Genomic DNA, 19,136 nt, shown 5'->3' on the forward strand with positions numbered 1-19,136 from the left:
AAATTTATTAATACATTAAAAAAATATGAAAAACGCAAAGTTATTAGTTACGGCAATGGCCATTGTATTGTTCTCATCAGGTGCTTCAGCTCAGCTTACACCAAAAGGTGGAGATTCTGATAAACATGGATGTAAAGGTTCGGCAGGTTATACATTCTCAGTGATCAAAAATGATTGTGTACGTCTTTTCGAACAAAGTGTACAACTTAAAGAAGTAGATAATAAGAAATCATATACCTCTAATGCTACTATAATATTCAGTGAAGATGGACAAAAGGCAGAATTGTTTCTGCCGGAATCCAATGGAAGTCTTATCCTTGATAAGCTAGCTTCGAAAAAAGCAACTGTATACAAGAAAGGAAAATATACATTGACAAAAGTTAAAAAAGCTTATACTCTTAAACTGGCCAATAAAACAGTTTTTAAAAGCTAGGAACATAATAAGCAAAGCAAAATTTATAAGTTTCAGAACATTGTTTTGATTTCATATAATAAGAAAGGGTTGTCTCGGGTAGACAGCCCTTATTTTTTTTGACGGATGCCCAAAATAGGGTTCATTCTATTTTGCCTGACGTACAAATGGAATTTTTATATAAGCTCTTTAACAGGAGCCATTATGGAATTTATAAAGTAAAAGAAAACCACAACCTATCTGCTAAGTTGTGGTTTTCTGCAATAACTAAGAACTATTTAACTACGATTCAGTTTTTAGGTAACCATATTGTACCGCGGGCTCTTTTCCGAATAAACACGAAAATATATTTTGAAACTCGTGAATATACCTGCACTTTATAGCGTTACCATATATCTTCAGACCTTCCAGAATTTTTCTTGAACTGAGATCTATATCGTATTTTATGAATGATTCCGGTCTTTCATATCGTATTCTTTGATCTGAACTGTAGATTCGTGAAAAACCGAGTTTTTCAAGCCATTCTTCAGTTATTTTAATTGGTTTGATCATATCTGCCGGAACTGAGATACGATGAATATCATTTTCAATTTTAACAAAATAAGCCTGCTCTATACTCTGAAAGATTTCAGTGATCGTATAAATCTGATTTTTGTACTCGACTAAGTTTTTGATTTTAAGATCTGCTACGTCCATGATATTTTGATTTTTAGTGATGATAGTATTCTTGTTACTAAGCAAATAGTATGCCTTGCATCGTAGTCTATGACGGTGTTTTAGTGAAGATTAGGTTAATTTTATAATAGAAAACATTAACGTTATGTTAAAACTCAGTAACGATCACCTTTTGGTGAGATTTCACTGTAATTTTCATGTGGTATCTGTGTGGTATCAGGAAACTCTTTTTTGTTGTAAACCGGTATTGGCCGTTGCCAGTACAAGGGCAATAGCGACAGAACATACAAGCACAGCAATGAAGACATTCCAGGAGTAAGCATGCAAAAGATATCCTGTGCCACTTCCCAGAATACTGGATCCAAAGTAATAAAAAAGCCAGTAAATAGATGTTGCGGAAGATTTTCCCCGCTTGGCATAGAGAGCCGTCATCTGGCTGGCCATAGTGTGAGCTGCAAAAAATGAAAGCGTAAACAATCCCAGTCCAAAAATGAGGATGTAAATATTTTCAGACAACAGGAGCATGGCTCCTGCAAGCATGAAGAGAATAGAACCTTTGAGGATGGTATTCATAGGAAATCTCTTAGAAAGTTTCCCTACTATCATAGTTCCAAAGACCCCGAATATATACATCAGGAATATAAATGCAATGATAAAGTGGCTTAAAGAAAATGGTTTTTCCTCTAATCTGAAAGTCAGATAATTATAAACACTTACAAATACACCCATTAGTAAAGCTGCAATGAGATACAGACGAAGCATATACGGATTGGTCAGGAAAAACTTCATCTGTTTTACCTTGAGATGGTAATCGGTTTTCTGGGGATTGAAGAATTTTGAGTCGGGAAACAGTTTCCAGAAGATAAGGCCCAGAATCAGGCTTTCTATTCCGATCAGTAAAACTGCATTGCGCCATCCGAATTCTCCCGCTAAAAGGGTGGCCAGTATTCTTCCGCTCATTCCTCCGATGGTATTTCCGCTCAGGTACATGCTGATGGCAGACCCAATTACTGCGGCATGTACTTCTTCAGTAAGGTAAGCTAATGCAACTGCAGAAACTCCTGATACCACGAATCCTTTAAAAATCCCAATAGCAATCAACAGGCTTAAACTTGGAACCCATGTAGAAATAATAGTAAGTAAGGCTGACGAAATCAATGAAAAAGTCATCAGGGCCTTTCTGGAATAACTATCTGCCCTGAAAGCAAAAAACAATAGTCCTGAAGCCATACCAATGGTGGAGGAGGATACCAGCAAAGAAGTGTCTCCCACTGATACTTTAAAGTAATCAGCAGCCATAGGTAACATTGGCTGGAAGAGATAAAGCTGGGCAAATACAGAAAGTCCTGAAAAGAAAATACAAAGTTTTATATTTCGAAAACGGCGGCTTCCCTGATCAGCTTTTTCAGGTACATTCATAATTTTTGGCAATGATCTTTGCTGGGTTAATAGAATCTTATTTTCTGTAAATTTCCTGATTATTTTCTGAATCTAAAAATCATTATTTCAATAGCTCTCATAGGTTTTGATAATGGTAAGTGTCAGTATCAGTGCATCATTTCGTATACTTTGATGAGTTCTGCAATATTACCGACATCAAGTTTCTGAAAGATCCTTTTTTGTAAGTACTTACGGTTGACATCTGGATGTTGAGTTTATTAGCTATTTCAAGGTTTCCGTAGCCATCTGCCAGAAGTTTGAAAATCTCGTACTCCCTCGAAGATAATTTTTCCGCAGGGTTGTCTCTTTTATTCTGAATAATAAGCCCGATCAGTTCTGCCGGATAAAAATATCCTTTTTCAATCACCGTCTTTACGGCATTTTTTATTTCCTCTTCACTGCTTTGTTTATTGAGATAACCTTCAGCACCTTCCCGGATATATTGTATGGCGACATCCTTATCATAGCCAGAGAAGACAAGGATTTTTAGCCCTTTTTGGATGTTTTTAAGCTCAGAAATCATCTTTTTATACCGAGTCCCGGGCATATCAATATCTAAAATAAGAAGACCATACTGATGTGTCCCCAACATCTTTTTTACCTGGTCATAGTTTTCGGCAAAATCTATTGATAATTTCGGGTATGCTGATTCCAGAACCAGGGCTGTTCCTGCCCGTACTACGTAATGATCATCTGCTATTAATATTCTTTCGTTCATAGAAATTAGTTTGTATTGAGGGTTAGATCTACAATTGTTCCTGTAGGATGATGATGCCTGAAATTGATTTCAGCTTTTATTTTTTTAACAAGGTGAATGACCATATGCAATCCCAATCCTTTTCCTTTAAAGCTTGGCGTTTCCAGTTTAGGATTTTTAAAAAGATTAAGATACATCGCAATCTGTTCTGCAGACATTCCTGCTCCCGTATCTGTGATAGTTATTACCGGTTTATCTTTACTTTCTGCAATACTGAGGGTTATGATGCCGTCAAACGTATTTTTTACCGCATTATCAAGCAGGTTATGAATAATGGCGGTCAGAATACTTTCATTGACATTGGAATACACATCTTCCTGAGCGGCGTTGATGATTTTGGTACCCCTTTCTTTAGCAATTTCACAGAACAATTTCTTTTTGGTTTCAAGGATTTTGTTAATACTATACTCCTGGTCCTCAAAAATATTTTTAGCCTTGTAAAGCTCTGTGTACTCTTTTAAATTCAATGTAAACTGATACAGTTGTTCGGAAGACTTGTAGATACTGTCAAAATATTTTTTCTGAAGCTCCACATCATCTGATTCATAAAGTTTTTGAGAAAGCATCGCAATAAATCTGATGGGCGTTGTGATATCATGACTGATCGTTTCTACCAGTTTTTTCTGGTATTCGGTTTCTTTCTGCAAATCACTTTTTACCACTTCAAGATTAAGGGACGTTTCCTTAAGCTCCGAGTTTTTGTTATGAACTATTTGCTTTAAAGCTTTATTTCGTATCCTTAAAAAATTGGTTGTCAACTGAACGATGATAATAATGATCACTAAAATAATCACAGAAACAGATACCCGGAACAACAATGTCTGGTAGAAGAAAGGCTGAATTTTAAACCGGATGAACTTTTCTTCAAATGTTCCGTCCGGAGAGACCAACATTCTTACGCTGAGAACATAATCTCCCGGTGAAAGGTTGCTTATCGTGTATTTCAATTCTTTCCCTGCAGGGATCTGTTCCCATTCCGTACTTTCCTGACCGGATATTTTGGTGGCTATATACAGATTTTCCAGATTCGAGAAATAAGGAATATCAATATAGATTTCAGCTGTCTTATAATCATTTTGTAAATCAAGAACCTGATGGAAGTACTGAGTCTCGGAATTTCCGATCTTTACCCTTTCGATATAGATTTGTTTTTTGTCCGGATAATAGGTTTTAATCTGGGCAGGATTGAAAAATACAAAGCCGTCCATAGAGGGAAATACAAACTCTCCGTTTTCCAGAGCATAAGCGTTAGGTTGCGAACTTCCATTAAACTCATTGGTCAGAAAGTCGTCTTTTTTGGTGAAGCGATAATAGAAAACAGATTTGTTTTTGTCTTCTACGTATTGAAGAAGCTGTTGTTTGGGTACTTTAAACAAACCGTTGTTGGAAGATATCCAGTAAGCTCCGTGCTGATCTTCAAGGATAAAATGGGCAGATTGCAGGTAATTGTTCCTGTCATTTGGCATCTTAATGAGCTTTTGATCCTTGAAGAGATAAAAACCGTTCATATTTGTCATTACCCACGTCAGATTATCCTTTGTTCTGATGATGCTTTTAACATGAATGTTTTTTAAAACAGGCGTAATGCTATTGGTGTCCAACATAACAGAATAGAGACCATCACTGGTACCCACCAGGATTTGCTGATCTGAATATTGGGAAAAAGTATTCACAAAACTTTTAAAATGATACCTGTAATCAGGTTTAGAAAAAGGCTTTTTCTAAAGATCTGCAATTGGCTGCTTGAAAAATCTGAAAATATGGCACCGTACAAATTGCCGCTTTTTATAAATGCTTCAAATCCCTTTTGTATAAAGGTAGAGTCTTTCTTTTTAAACCCCGAGTTCTTATAAAACCTGATGACACTGTTTCTTTTCCGGATCAGAATGTCACCTGAATGGTCATACAGCATCAGATAATTGTCATTATTTCCAAAAGGATGTCGGGATACAATACCATTTTTCCCAAATTCTGTTCCATCTTCAGCAATGATAGTATTTTTACTGAATGGGAGAGAAGCATAGTACACATTATTTGAAAAATCAGCTTCTTTTTTGGCTACATAAAAATCAGAAAGCTGAAGCACGTTCAGGCCATTGTTCAACGTTCCCAGGTAAAGCTTATTGAAATCTTCATCATAAAACATAGAGCAATATGAATGGCTGCCTATTTCGTTGTATTTCACGAGAAACTTTAGCGAAGGTCGATTGTCTTTATTTTCAACGATATAAATATTATTGTGGTTGATGACAAATGTCTGATCTGTGATTTGTTGCCAGTAGATCCTTGTATCTCGGTCATTAAAAAGGCTGGGTTGCTCCGAAACAGCTATTTTTCCTTTATCAATAGTGTAGGTCTTTCCTGCTTTCAGGTCATTGAGATAAAGAATGTCATTGAAAACAAAAATATTGTTCAGGTCTTTATTCGAAAAAGGAATAGAAATTTTTGTTTCATCACCTCTTTCATTCCTGTAAACGATTGCATTTTTTTCACTAAAGCAATACGTAGAATTTGTAAGTCGTATAAAATATTGGATGTCATTGTAAAAATTTGACGTGATAATGTTGTTGGCAATTCTATGCACAAAATCCTTTCCTTTAGAAAAAGCCATTTTATCACCCGTATAGAGTTTTGAGAGCTTGGGAAGCCTGTTTTTAATGATAATTTTATTTTCCTGAAAATTATTAAGCACAGTAATGCTATCCAGAAGCGGATTGCCAATGAATTCTCCAAAATGCAGATTATTTACTTTAAAATTATTAAAAGTAACAAATGAAACGCCGTCATACCGCACCAATCCGTTTTCCGTAGAAATCCAGATAAAACCGTATTTATCCTTTACAATAGCCTTGGCACTGCTTTGCGGAAGTCCGTTGTCTATATTGTACCAGGTAGAAGTATGGCGCTGTCCGTAAATGTTTATATATAAGAAAGCAAAAAACAATGCCCAAACTCTCATATGTGCATAACTGATCTATGTTCTCTGCGTTAACGCAAAAAACGGTTAATAATAGTTTTTGTACAAGCCGAAGTTTTTTTAATGGGTAGGAATGATTGAAATAATTTGTGATTAAGTTTTCTTGGCCATTGTGTCTTATATTTTTTACGGTGTAAAAATAGTGAAATTATAAACATAAACAGACATGTCTCAAACTGTTTTTATGATAAAATTTATCTGTGTGTGTTGATAGTGAATGAGATAAAATGCTCTTTACTATATAATTATTTCTAATAATAGTGAAATTATGATGAGAAAATCATGTACAGGCTTTCCGGTAATTTTTTCATTTGTTTTTTGTAGTAAAAATTTGACAAAAAGATGAGGTTTATTCTACCTGAAACCTTTGATAACGCTGATTAGTATTTATATTTTTGCAAAACAGTTTCCATCACAATGAAAATATACTTTTTAACTTTAAAGAGCTGATTCTAAGAACACAAAAGATTTTGCCTCAGAAATAAAAGATCTCTTACATGAGATCTTTTTTCCTTTTACAATCATCCGGCTTTAAAAAATGCTTATGAAGTGATATTGTGCATAATGGCCTCAATTTTGTTGATAAAATGCAAACACAATATATGAAAAAAGAGAATTTTGCCTACCTTATAGGGATGAGCCGCCATGAAATTAAAAAAGAACTGGGAGACGGCTTCAATTTTTTTACACACGATACCTGGACCTATCAGGTTGGAAAAACGTGGATCGGGAGAAAAATCATTTTATCAATTGACTTTAAAAACGGAAAAGTAGTAGCTGTAGATCTGTATAAGACCTTTAGCCGGAGCTGATCATTTTTATTCATGCCTCTCTGACTCTTAAGGTCAGTCTTCTGGTACGGGTGATTGTAAGATGATGAATTGATGTACAAAACCTCCCAAAAAATGGGAGGTAAATAAAATTGACTGTATATTGAAGTGTAATTCAATTATTTGTTGTTTTTGAGCCAGTCCAGTCTGCGATGATCAGGAAGATGTTTCACGCTGAAATTTTCGAAAACGGCATTAAAGCCTTCTCCGTCAGGGCATGCAGCCATTAAACCTACCATTACAGGAGTATTATCCTGAAAAGGAGCGTTTCGCATCATAATATAGGTTTTATCATCAAAAGAATAGAATATTTCCACAGCATCCAGCTTTCTGACCGCTTTTATCCAGACGGCTGAAGGTGTCCTGTCTAAAGTGATTACACTCCAGTCGCTTTTCTGATGAGTCACCACAGTGCTGAGGTTATATCGGCCATCCACAAACTCCACTCCGGCTTTGATGTAATGATCTTTGTCGGTTCGCAGCATAAGACCCATTTGGTCAAACCTGGCTTTATAGTTTCCCGTTATTTTCACTTTTGCTTCAAATTCGCCGCCATATGTGCTGAAATAAAAAGGAGCGTCATCTACAGTAAATCCATAATGTGAAATCCTCCAGTAATCACTTTGTGGCGTTACAAACATCGACAGGCTCTTATTTTTGATTTCCCACTTTTCAGGCTCGTTGAACCAGGTCATTTTTTCCAGTGTCTGTGCAGATGTCTTTTGAATAAGAAATAATACACAGAAACTTAAAATCAACTTCTTCATTTTTTACGGATAAGTTTTAAGGGTAATTGTTATTTTAGCAAAAGTATAGTTAAACATGTGTCGCGTCAATACTGATAAATAACCATTATGGAAATTCGTGAAGAACTGAGTCATCAATTGTTGGATAACACCCGGAATAAATGCCTGTTGGATGTAGAACTCTACAAACAGAGTGCAAATATGTACTCCCGGATGGAAGGAGCAATATCCGTACTGAGTGATATGCAGGCTGATAAAAGTTATATATACAAATCCGGTGCGGCGCTGCAGCTGGGATTGAGTCTTGATGAAAACCCGGCCGAAATTGAAACGATTTGGGAAGAAGAGATGTTGAAAAAGATACATCCCGATGATCGGCTAAAAAAATATATCCATGAGCTTCGTTTTTTCAAACTCTTGGGTTCCATGAGAAAAGATTTGCGCGGAGAGTATTGTGTCATGTCCAAGATCCGGATGAAAGACCGGAACAATGAATACAAGTGGGTAAAGCATCGCATGTTTTACATCTATTCTCCCAATAACGGTAAATTGAGGTTTGCGCTTTGTCTTTATAATATTGCTCTGACCCAATTTGCCGTTTCCGATTTCCTGATTGTCAATACCGTTAGGGGCGAGGTGATTGTAAAGGATAAGTTGGATTATAAGAATATTTTAAGTCCCAGAGAACTTGAGATCCTGAAGTTTGTAGGGGAAGGATATGCCAGTAAACAAATTGCAGATCTGCTTTCAATAAGCGTCAATACCGTAAGCAGACACCGCCAGAATATTCTTGAAAAACTGAAGGTGAAAAACTCTACACAGGCCTTTAAAGACAGTTTTTATTAATGCCGGTGAATAGAATGTCCGAAAAGTTCACCATATGGTTTTGAATTCTTATTTTTAAATTTACATTTTCATATAAATAAGAATAAAACACAATGACACGAAGTGAAGAGATTGTCAGCCAGTATTTTGCCTTTTTGGAAAAACATATTCAGGAGGTGATTTCAGGAACAGTTCCTGAATTCATGGAAGTGAATGAGATAGCAGGAGAGCTTGCTGTTTCGCATAAACATCTTACGGATACCGTCAAAAAAGAAACCGGGCAGCATCCCTGTCATTTTTATGATGAAAAAATTATTCTTGAGGCAAAAAAAATATTGATCAGATCAGATCAGTCTGTCGCAGAAATTGCCCGCATGTTTACCTATGATCCTTCAAACTTTTCAAAATTTTTCAAAAAAATGACCGGATGTACTCCCGGAGAATTTAGAGTTTCAGGAAAATCTTAGTTGGTTTTGTGAAATATTATAACAGGGATCCAGTATTAGTGGTGTCTGTGGAAGATTTTATCTGGTTTTAAAAACTAAATAATACATAAATCGGACAGGTTAAAAACCTTTTTCTGTTCAGGTTGATTAAAAAAAAGTGAAAATAATCTTTTAAAAATGAGATGGTTGTAAAAAATAACCATCTTTTTTTATTGTTTCTTTAGTTATAATTCTTTATTGTTTGATTTTTTTTATTAAATTTAGGTAAAGAAAAACATGAAAATCCAATGAAAAAAGTATTTAAAAATAACAGGTATATTTAAAAAATTTGGTTTCCAAAGTATAAGAATGAAATTGTGATGTCGTTAATAACATTTAATTTCATCTTGAAGCTTACACCCTTTAAATAGTTATATATTTGTTTCTTCAAACCACATACAAACAAGATTAAGGATGAGCATCAATTTCGCAACAGCAACCTTCAGGGACTTCGAGAATATCCCGGATTATAACATGACTCAAAGAGCAGAGCTTTTTCATGAATTTCTGGAATATTTGAAGTCTAACGGACACGTAAATTACAGACTGAAAAATAACTCAAGTTGTAATTCGGTAATGAACGTAAATATAGATAATACATCGAAAGATTATATCAGCTTTGTTTCTAATGATTATCTTGGGTTTACCCAGCATCCTAAGGTGAAGCAGGCCGCTATAGACGGGATTATGAAATATGGAACGGGTGCCGGTGCTTCTCCGCTTATCGGAGGACATTTTTCTTATCACGACGATTTGGAGAAGAAAATTGCAACTTTCTTTGGGAGGAAAGACGGAGAAGCGGTAATTTTTACAACAGGATATACTGCCAATAGTGCCACTCTTCAGATTTTATTGCAAAAAGAAGATATTGCTATTATCGATATGGCGGTGCATACCAGTGTAAAGGAAGGATGTGTTTTTACCAATTCAAAAACATTTCCGCATAATAATTTGGAAGCTTTGGAACAGATTTTGATTAGGTCCCAAGATAAATTCCGTACCAAGCTTGTGATCATCGATGGTGTATATTCTCAGGATGGGGATATATCTCCTTTAAAAGAGATCTACGAACTGGTTAAGAAATATGATGCATATCTGATGGTAGATGATGCTCACGGTGTTGGTATTCTGGGTGAAACAGGTAGAGGAGCATTGGAAGAAGCAGGACTGATGGATAAGGTAGACTTCATTACCGGAACCTTCAGCAAAACATTCGGAAGCGTGGGAGGATATGTGATCTGTAACGAAAAGATAGCAACCTTTATCAAGTTTCAGTCACGTCAGCAGATATTTTCTGCGACAGCACCTCCTTCTATAATGGGAATTACCAAAGCCATAGAGCTTATTGATGAAGAACCGATGTGGCGAATGAAACTTTGGGAAAATATAAATTATTTTAAAAAAGGATTAAATGACATAGGTTTGGATACAGGAACTACCAGTTCAGCAATTGTCCCGGTTAAAATCGGAAATCAAAGCCTGACGGGAAATATTGGGAAGCTCCTTCTGGAAAAAGGAATTTATGCCAATGCCATAATGTATCCGGCCGTATCAAGAAAAGATTCAAGAATCAGAATGGCTGTAATGGCGACTCACGAGAGAAAACATTTAGATAAAACTCTAAATGCATTTGAAGATATCAATAATAAATTGCATATTGCAAAAAAATTTAATAACAACCATGCCTAGGAAAGTTGTACAAGGTCCTATCAGAGATAAAGAAAAGACCAAACAGAAACTGTTGGCCGCAGTTGGTAAGATTTTAAGAGTAAAAGGTTACTCTGGCCTAAAAGTAAGCAAAATCGCAGCAGTAGCTGGTTTTGATAAAAAATTAATCTATGAGTACTTTGGAAGTACCGATAAACTGATTGATGAATATATCAAATCTCAGGATTACTGGAGCAATAATCTTACAGCCGGTAATAATGCGGAGCTTGATTTTTCAGACGGAGGAAAAGCCCTGACTAAAAATGCTGTGATCAACCAATTTGAAAGCCTGAAAAAGAATAAAGAACTTCAGAAAATTATTCTTTGGGAACTTTCAGAACCTAAGCCTATTCTCAGAAAGCTTGCAGATGAAAGAGAAGAAATGGGGAATATGATCTTTAACAGTGTCATAGATCCTTATTTTGGAGAAGAGAAAGCAAAAAAGTTCAGAGCAATTATGGCATTGCTTATTTCCGGAGCTTACTATCTGAATATTCATACCGCAGCCAACGGAAGTACTTTCTGTGGTGTAGATATGAAAAGTGAAGACGGAAGATCCGAAATTGAAAAAGCAATTGGTGAGATCATCGAATTTGCTTATCAGAAATAATGCCTAAAAGTTTTCCGATTTGATCAGAAATAAGTTTTTCTTGATAATTTGAAAACTTTTAATTTTCAAATTAAAACTATATTTCTTATTTTTGGCCAATGGAAAATTTTATAGTATCTGCAAGAAAATATCGTCCTCAAGAGTTTGATACAGTTGTAGGACAATCTCATATTACGGATACTCTAGAACATGCAATTGAAGAGAGTCAACTGGCTCAGGCATTACTTTTTTGTGGTCCTCGTGGAGTAGGTAAAACTACTTGTGCCAGAATTCTGGCCAGAAAGATCAATGAAAAAGATGGCTCGGTTTCAGAAGACGGTTTTGCTTATAATATCTATGAGTTGGATGCTGCATCCAATAACTCTGTAGACGATATCAGAGAACTTATCGATCAGGTACGTTTTGCTCCTCAGGTAGGGCAATATAAAGTATATATTATCGATGAGGTGCATATGCTGTCTTCTGCCGCTTTCAATGCCTTCCTTAAAACGCTTGAAGAGCCGCCTGCTCATGCCATCTTTATTTTGGCAACTACAGAAAAGCACAAAATTATTCCTACTATCTTATCACGTTGTCAGATCTACGACTTCAAAAGAATTGTCATTGAAGATATTCAGGGACACCTAAGGAATATTGCTCAGAAAGAAAATATCCAGTACGAAGACGATGCTTTATATTTGATTGCTCAAAAAGCCGACGGCGCATTGAGGGATGCTCTTTCTATTTTTGACAGGCTCTCCACATTTTCCCAAAAGAACATTACTTTAGCAAAAGCAGCAGAAGTTTTAAATATTCTGGACTACGATCAATATCTCAATATTGTTGATCTGGCGAAGGAAAATAAAATTCCTGAAGTACTGTCAGCTTTTAATGAGATTGTAAAAAAGGTTTCGATCCCCATATTTTTATCGCAGGATTAGGCAATCATTTCAGAGATTTAATGATGGCACAGAATGCTTCAACAATGGATCTGATTGAAGTGGGTGAGAAAACAAAGGTCAAATTTGTAGAACAGGGACAAAAGTGGGCCGCCCAGCAATTGATTGACGGCATTGAGATTTGTAATCATGCGGATATTAATTATAAGAATTCGAAAAACCCGAGACTTACCGTAGAAATTGCGTTAATGCAGCTGGCTTCCCTGACAGCTAATTTAAGCGATACTAAAAAAAAAGTTCCTGATATTAGCGCCGTTTCTCAGTGAAAAACAGGAAGTAAAAATGTCTGAAAAAGCTCCTGAGAAAAAGAAGTTACAACAGAACAACCCGCACCCTCTGAAAATGTTCAGGAGGCTGTAGTTACCAAAACAACCAAACCATTATCAAGACCCGGGATTTCTTCAGGCTTCAGCATTAATTCTTTTTTAAATAAAGAAGATAAAGCAGAGACCGCAGAAGATGTTGCCGTGAAAACCGATCACCTTCCTCAGAACCATTTTACAGATACCGATCTGCAAATGGAATGGAAGATCATGCTCAAACAGCTGCAGGTAAAAAATAATTTTGTTTTCAATGCAGTAAAAACTTTCAAACTGGAGAAAACTGATGAGCATAAAATCAAGGTTTTGTTCCCGTCTGACTCTGCAAAAGTAGAATTTGATAAAATAAGTGGAGAATTTTTTAATCATTTCAGAAGAAAAGTTCAAAACTATTCTATTGAGGTAGAATACCACAGAGACGTTGAAAATCTGAAGATTGAGGTCGTAACCAAAAGAAAAATATTTGAAAAATTCATTGAAAAAAATCCACTTTTAAAAGATCTTGATGATTTAATGAAGTTTGATTTGACATAATTTTTATATATTTGTCAAATCTTTCTGTGAAAAACAACTTTTTAACAGAAAGAAAATTTAATCAGAAACGCTAAAACAAGACATTTCCAGAAGAAAAATGGAAAAATTGACTCACACATATCTGTCTTTTTTTGCACCCGCTAATTACTTCTTTAGCGGTTATTTTAGTTTTTCTGCTTCTTATTTTAGAAATTTTAGAACGTATTACCGATTTTATTGGTACTGTTAATAAAATTTCTTTCCAAAAAATACAGGAGAAGTAGAGCCCTTTTATTTTCCTGATTCCTTTAAACAACTTTGAACGGCATTTTTTGAAAAGAATTATAAAGTAAATTTTATAATCCAAGGGCTGTTGCTGTGAACTTTAAAAAAAATATAAAACAATAAAATTTAGAAAATGAATTTAAAAGATTTGAAAAATGAGTGGATCAATGAGCTTACACAGCCATTAATGATCGCAGGACCATGCAGTGCAGAAAGTGAAGCTCAGATGCTTGAAACTGCCAGGAGGATCAAAGAATCCAACGCTCAGGTTTCTGTTTTCCGTGCCGGGATCTGGAAGCCTCGTACGAAACCTAATGGTTTTGAAGGAGTAGGAGTGATCGGTTTGAACTGGCTGAAAAAAGTAAAGGAAGAATACGGTTTTAAAACTGCCACCGAAGTTGCTAATGCCCACCACGTGTTTGCAGCCCTGGAAGCTGATGTAGATGTACTTTGGATCGGTGCACGTTCTACAGTAAATCCTTTTACCGTACAGGAAATTGCCATGGCGCTAAGAGGTACTGATAAACCGGTATTCGTTAAAAACCCTGTGAATCCGGATCTTGCATTATGGGCAGGAGCTTTGGAAAGACTTTTAGGTCAGGATATTAAAAATCTTGGGGTCATCCACAGAGGATTTTCTACTTACCAAAAAACAAAATACAGAAATAACCCCAACTGGCAGATTGCTCTTGATTTCAAAAGCCAGTTCCCCAATATCCCAATGTTGATTGACCCTTCTCACATCTGCGGAAACAGAACCGGATTAGCAGATATTACTCAGGAAGCCCTTAACGTAGGATACCAGGGAGCAATTATTGAGACCCACTGTAATCCTGATGAGGCATGGAGTGATGCAGCTCAGCAGATTACCCCTGAAGTACTGGCCGAACTGATCGGTAATTTAAAAGTTAGAAATACAAATCTTGCCGGTTTTGAGGGTGAAATGGGAAGACACAGAACTTTAATTTCTGATCTCGACTTCCAATTGATCGAACTTCTTTCACAAAGAATGAAAATTTCTGAGAAAATCGGTAAACTTAAGAAAGAAAACGATATCGCCATTTTCCAGCCTGAACGTTGGAAAGTGATCACTGAATATGCGACTCAAAAAGCTAAGGAAACAGGAATGTCTCAGGAGTTTATTGAGAAAGTATTTAAAGCAATTCACGAAGAATCTATTGAAGTTCAGAATAATATTATGATCGACAGAGATTAATCCTGTAGAATAAATATCGGACCTTAGAATCCGGGAAACCGGAAAGAAGCCTGATCTTTATTGATAGAACTCACCATACATAAAATTAGGGCTTAGGTATTGGGATCAGTAGGAACTGAAAACATGTGTTTTTAAACCTATTTCCTGAATCCTAAGCCCTAATTCCTTATATTTGCACGAGTATTATCTATGAAAGGAAAAATCATTAAATCTACAGGCAGTTGGTACCAGGTTTTGGAATTGGAAACAAATAAAATTTTCGAGGCCAGGATCAGGGGGAAATTCAAATTAATAAAAACAAGACTTACCAATCCGCTGGCAGTAGGAGATTTCGTTGAGTTTCAACTGGAACAGGATGATATCGCATGGATTACCAAGATTGAACCCCGCAGAAACTACCTGATCAGAAAATCTGTAAACCTTTCAAAAGAAGCCCATATTATTGCTTCCAATATTGATCTGGCTTGTTTTATTTTTACATTAAAACATCCTGAAACATCATTAGGGTTTTTGGATCGTTTTCTGGCATGTTGTGAAGCATATAATATAAGTCCCGTTATCCTCTTCAATAAAATCGACGTATTGCACGAAGAAGAAATTGAAATTGTGAAAGATATTGAATTTCTCTATCAGGAGATAGGTTATGAAACGTTAGAAATTTCTTCCTATTCCAGATTGAACCTGGATGCGCTTCAGGAAATACTTAAAGATAAAACCTCAGTGTTCTTCGGCCACTCCGGTTGCGGAAAATCAACACTGGTCAATGCATTACAGCCCGGACTCAACCTTAAGACTTCAGAAATATCAGACACCCACCTAAAAGGAAAGCACACCACAACTTTTGCTCAAATGCACTTTTGGGATTTCGGAGGAAATGTAATTGATACTCCCGGAGTCCGTGAATTTGCGATGATTGATATTGAAAAAGAAGAAGTACAACATTACTTCCCGGAAATTTTCAAAAAAGAGAAGCGTGTAAATTTCATAATTGTCTTCACATCAACGAACCGAAATGCGCTGTCATTGATGCTCTGGAAACGGGAGAAATTCAACATTCAAGATATTCCACTTACATTAAATTGATGGATGAAGCAGAAGAGGCTGCTCAAAAATAAAAAAATACTCATCCATATTCTTACTTTGTTTTAAATAGGAAATTTTGTCACATAGAAACAGGTGGTGTCATATTTTTTATTCTTTAAACCTCCTTATTTGTTGAAGGGTTGATGTCATGCAAAAAATACGACATAATGGCGAGTACACTGTTGTCTATGGCTGTCTGGATTTGAAACCTTTGCAGCCTTTTAAAAGAGCTGAAATAAAATTAGGGAAACAGGAGAAGATAAAAAGGAACAATTTATCTCATTGTTTTAAAAAGAAGCAATACCATATTAATATGATTTAATATGGTTTTTTATTTTATTAAATTCTCAAAAAATTAACTAAATTATTGCAAATAAAAAACCCAGCCGAAGCTGGGTAAAAACTAATAACCATGAAAACTCAAATTAAACATGAGAATCGCAATAGAATAAACAATTACTGTGCCAAGTTTGATTCATGATTTCTTAATGAAAGTTATTTTTATGTTAAAAAAAAATTAAAATCAAAATCAAAGATATTTTTTGTAATTTTGCGGCATTAAAAAAATATACATATATGTCTAACATTACATTCACTATGATTAAGCCAGATGCAGTTGCTGACGGACATATCGGTGCAATATTGGGTAAGATTGCTGAAGGAGGTTTTAAGATCAAAGCTTTAAAACTAACTCAGCTTACAGTTGCTGATGCGAAAAAATTCTATGAAGTACACGCTGAGAGACCATTTTATGGTGAGCTGGTAGAATTTATGAGTTCTGGTCCTATTGTAGCTGCTGTTTTAGAAAAAGATAATGCAGTAGAAGACTTCAGAACATTAATCGGTTCTACTAACCCTGCAGAAGCTGCAGAAGGTACTATCAGAAAAATGTTTGCAAGAAGCATCGGAGAAAATGCTGTTCACGGTTCAGATTCTGACGAGAATGCTTTAATCGAAGCTCAGTTCCATTTTTCAGGAAGAGAAATTTTCTAAGAAAATTTTCTTACAAAATAAAAGATCCGGAGACCAGTCTCCGGATTTTGTTTTTTGTACAACCTGAGGTTTCTTTTAAAGGTTATTCTCAACAGCGCCCACTTTTTCCCTGTATAGTTCAAGAGGTTTATTCAGAAGAACTGCAATTACGGTCATACTTTTATCAAGTCTCTGCCTAGGAATATCAATATACATAATGCCCGGCCTTTCGCTCCAGTACAGTTTATTATAAATTTTATGATCTAATAAAGTGCCGTCACCTACAATCCTGATTCTTGCAATTTCATTTTTTATACCTTTTAAAGCGATAGGTCCTGCAGGTACTCCTTCTACAAAAAGATACAGCGTCTGCTGGTCTTTAGAAAGTGCACTCATGCCTGCATAGTGTCCGTCCGGTAGCCCTTTTTCAGTTTTAAAAAGAGCTTCAGCGTTTTTGCTGATCCAATTGATTGTTTCGGGATTTGTCTGGGCTGTTTTCTTTATCGGCATATCAAGTCCGTCAGCGGTCAATCCGGAATCAGCCAAACTGTTGTTCCCGTTATGCAAGGCATCTGCAATGTCATATGCCGCCAGCTTGGTATTTTTAATTTCGGATAATTCGGAGAGTGACTTTGGTTTCCTCCCCGGATTTTTAAGGAAAGTCGGAGGAGCGTCAAAAACAAGTTCTGCCACGGTCACATCTTTATCAAATTTTATCTTTGAAAAGTGAATTGTCAGTGTTTTTTCCTGATTATAATCCATGTTGACAATGGCCTGGTCATCTCCCAATATTTTTACTGCACTTGGTTTTGTTGCTAAACCATATATCTTGGTAAAATCTTTGGCCTCTTCCAGATAGAGAAATAAAGACTTTTTTGAAGCTGAGAAGGATGATTTTCCCCGGTAATTTTCAAACGGAATTCCCCGGTCAGTTTCATAAATAGCCTTAGCATTCTTGGAAGTCCATCGTCCAAGATTTTTTAAGATCTCAGTTTGTTTTTCCGGAATCGTGCCATCAGCCTTGGGACCGATATCCAATAATAAATTACCGCCCATACTGATCACGTCTGCAAGGGTCCTGATAATCATATTGGGTGTTTTATAGTTGAGATCGTAAGGTTGGTATCCCCAGGAATCATTCATTGTATAGCAAAGCTCCCAATAAGGGGTTTGGGGGGCAATGACCGGAATTCCCTGTTCCGGGGTTTCATAATCTCCATGGGTACTCAGTCTTGAATTAATAATAATATCCGGGTTATATTTTTTCAGGAGATGTAAAGTCTGCGGAGCCTTCCATTCTTCAGATGTATGTTCCCAGTCCCCATCAAACCATAGGAGGTCTGGGTTGTATTGCGATGAAAGCTCATTCAGCTGTGTCTGGTAATAACTTACAAAATTTTGCCAGCGGCTGGGATCCGTTTTTATATCGTATCGCTTTTTTGTCCTTGTATTGATGTCATAGTAAGGATGGCTCCAGTCCGGAAGTGAAAAATAAAGTCCTGTTTTTAATCCTGAATTTTTAATTGCTGACACAAAAGGGCTTAAAACATCTTTTTTCGCTAAAGCATTATTGGGAACACTGATTGCTTTTTCAGCCTTGGAATTCCAGAGAGAGACACCATCATGATGCTTGGTGGTGATAACGGCATATTTTGCTCCGGATTCCCTGATCAGGTCTGCCCACTGTGAAGGCTGGTATTGTGAAGCGGAGAATCCGTTTAATTGCCTCATATAATTGTCATGATTAACATAGTTGTTGAAAAATGACCATGATTCTGAAATGCCATCAACAGAATAAATTCCCCAGTGAATAAAAACTCCTAATTTTGCGTTTTTAAACCATTCCATTTTTTGATTGTTGCCGACAGATTGAGCATATACGTCTGCATGAGATAAGCATACTGCCAATCCTAGCAAAACTGCTTTCATCGCCCTGTTCTTCATAGATATTTATTTTGGCATTAAATATAGAAATTTTGAGGCACAGAATAGATTTTCTCTAATGTTTATTGATCTATATCTTAGCAATTCTTTTTATTGTATCTTTAGTTTCAAGTGATTCATGCTTTTATTATGTTTTATCTAAAGTCAATATTATCATTCCTGTATATCTCTGGTGGGGTATGCTTATCTTTCGGACAATCGAATGGTTCAGCGGCAATGAGCATTCATAACCAGCAGATAAGGCAGGCGCAGGAAATGAACAGACAGTTTCAACATATGAACAGGCCGTTAAGTCCCGCGGATTCTGTTTCACAAATTGATCAGCTCATCCAACGTCAGGAAGATCAAGTTGTAAAAAATCTCAAAAAAAAGAAAATAACACAACTAAAATTAACCAGAAA

15 protein-coding genes and 3 pseudogenes are annotated in these 19,136 nt (G+C 36.1%); 11 read left to right on the forward strand and 7 right to left on the reverse strand.

The genetic code is table 11. From position 1 onward, the window contains the following. Positions 1-55 precede the first annotated feature (55 nt). Positions 56-433 (forward strand): hypothetical protein, encoded by a 378-nt coding sequence (locus H3Z85_17150; GenBank protein ID QPQ53931.1) that lies wholly within the window; start codon positions 56-58, stop codon positions 431-433. A gap of 261 nt (positions 434-694) precedes the next feature. On the opposite strand, the gene H3Z85_17155 is transcribed toward H3Z85_17150, so the two are convergent. The 5 genes and pseudogenes from H3Z85_17155 to H3Z85_17175 all read right to left on the reverse strand — a co-directional run bounded on the left by H3Z85_17155 (position 695) and on the right by H3Z85_17175 (position 6,243). After that, complete coding sequence (locus H3Z85_17155; protein QPQ51065.1) at positions 695-1,108, reverse strand: hypothetical protein; 414 nt, start codon at positions 1,106-1,108, stop codon at positions 695-697. A 195-nt stretch (positions 1,109-1,303) separates the two neighbouring features. Next, on the reverse strand, positions 1,304-2,506 hold the full coding sequence (locus tag H3Z85_17160) for an MFS transporter (GenBank protein ID QPQ51066.1): 1,203 nt from the start codon (positions 2,504-2,506) through the stop codon (positions 1,304-1,306). Positions 2,507-2,634: 128 nt separating this feature from the next. Beyond that, a pseudogene (locus H3Z85_17165) lies at positions 2,635-3,245 on the reverse strand (response regulator transcription factor). A 5-nt stretch (positions 3,246-3,250) separates the two neighbouring features. After that, on the reverse strand, positions 3,251-4,957 hold the full coding sequence (locus H3Z85_17170; GenBank protein QPQ51067.1) for a HAMP domain-containing histidine kinase: 1,707 nt from the start codon (positions 4,955-4,957) through the stop codon (positions 3,251-3,253). After that, positions 4,954-6,243: a hypothetical protein gene (locus H3Z85_17175; protein ID QPQ51068.1), complete on the reverse strand. Its 1,290-nt coding sequence runs from the start codon at positions 6,241-6,243 to the stop codon at positions 4,954-4,956. Before H3Z85_17175 ends, H3Z85_17170 begins: the two co-directional genes overlap by 4 nt. Positions 6,244-6,863: 620 nt before the next feature. Here H3Z85_17175 and H3Z85_17180 point away from each other — a divergent pair. Then, positions 6,864-7,073 (forward strand): hypothetical protein, encoded by a 210-nt coding sequence (locus H3Z85_17180; protein QPQ51069.1) that lies wholly within the window; start codon positions 6,864-6,866, stop codon positions 7,071-7,073. Between the two features lie 137 nt (positions 7,074-7,210). On the opposite strand, the gene H3Z85_17185 is transcribed toward H3Z85_17180, so the two are convergent. Beyond that, positions 7,211-7,858, reverse strand: coding sequence for a DUF1349 domain-containing protein (locus H3Z85_17185; protein QPQ51070.1), 648 nt, complete (start codon positions 7,856-7,858; stop codon positions 7,211-7,213). A gap of 87 nt (positions 7,859-7,945) precedes the next feature. Here H3Z85_17185 and H3Z85_17190 point away from each other — a divergent pair, with 87 nt between their 5' ends. From H3Z85_17190 to H3Z85_17230, 9 genes and pseudogenes are all read left to right on the forward strand, one after another. Beyond that, the gene (locus H3Z85_17190; protein QPQ51071.1) at positions 7,946-8,683 is read left to right on the forward strand and encodes a helix-turn-helix transcriptional regulator; all 738 of its coding nucleotides are present in this window, start codon (positions 7,946-7,948) and stop codon (positions 8,681-8,683) included. A 92-nt stretch (positions 8,684-8,775) separates the two neighbouring features. After that, positions 8,776-9,129 carry an AraC family transcriptional regulator gene (locus H3Z85_17195; GenBank protein ID QPQ51072.1) on the forward strand — a complete coding sequence of 118 codons (354 nt, stop codon included), beginning with the start codon at positions 8,776-8,778 and terminating at the stop codon, positions 9,127-9,129. A gap of 432 nt (positions 9,130-9,561) precedes the next feature. After that, positions 9,562-10,836, forward strand: a complete 1,275-nt coding sequence (locus H3Z85_17200; protein QPQ51073.1) for an aminotransferase class I/II-fold pyridoxal phosphate-dependent enzyme — start codon at positions 9,562-9,564, stop codon at positions 10,834-10,836. Further along, positions 10,829-11,464, forward strand: coding sequence for a TetR/AcrR family transcriptional regulator (locus tag H3Z85_17205; GenBank protein ID QPQ51074.1), 636 nt, complete (start codon positions 10,829-10,831; stop codon positions 11,462-11,464). Before H3Z85_17200 ends, H3Z85_17205 begins: the two co-directional genes overlap by 8 nt. 98 nt (positions 11,465-11,562) lie before the next feature. Then, positions 11,563-12,668 (forward strand): annotated as a pseudogene (dnaX, locus tag H3Z85_17210) (DNA polymerase III subunit gamma/tau). 252 nt (positions 12,669-12,920) lie between these two features. Further along, entirely contained in the window at positions 12,921-13,256 is a 336-nt protein-coding gene (locus tag H3Z85_17215; protein QPQ53932.1) for a hypothetical protein, read from the forward strand. A 397-nt stretch (positions 13,257-13,653) separates the two neighbouring features. Beyond that, positions 13,654-14,736: a bifunctional 3-deoxy-7-phosphoheptulonate synthase/chorismate mutase type II gene (locus H3Z85_17220; GenBank protein ID QPQ51075.1), complete on the forward strand. Its 1,083-nt coding sequence runs from the start codon at positions 13,654-13,656 to the stop codon at positions 14,734-14,736. A 189-nt stretch (positions 14,737-14,925) separates the two neighbouring features. Next, positions 14,926-15,851, forward strand: a pseudogene (gene rsgA, locus H3Z85_17225) (ribosome small subunit-dependent GTPase A). A 544-nt stretch (positions 15,852-16,395) separates the two neighbouring features. Next, the gene (locus tag H3Z85_17230) at positions 16,396-16,812 is read left to right on the forward strand and encodes a nucleoside-diphosphate kinase (protein QPQ51076.1); all 417 of its coding nucleotides are present in this window, start codon (positions 16,396-16,398) and stop codon (positions 16,810-16,812) included. Positions 16,813-16,887: 75 nt separating this feature from the next. Here H3Z85_17230 and H3Z85_17235 read toward each other — a convergent pair whose 3' ends face one another. Beyond that, positions 16,888-18,735, reverse strand: coding sequence for an alpha-L-fucosidase (locus H3Z85_17235; protein QPQ51077.1), 1,848 nt, complete (start codon positions 18,733-18,735; stop codon positions 16,888-16,890). Between the last annotated feature and the right edge of the window lie 401 nt (positions 18,736-19,136).

This window comes from Chryseobacterium indologenes, assembly GCA_016025055.1.
GTDB lineage: Bacteria > Bacteroidota > Bacteroidia > Flavobacteriales > Weeksellaceae > Chryseobacterium > Chryseobacterium indologenes.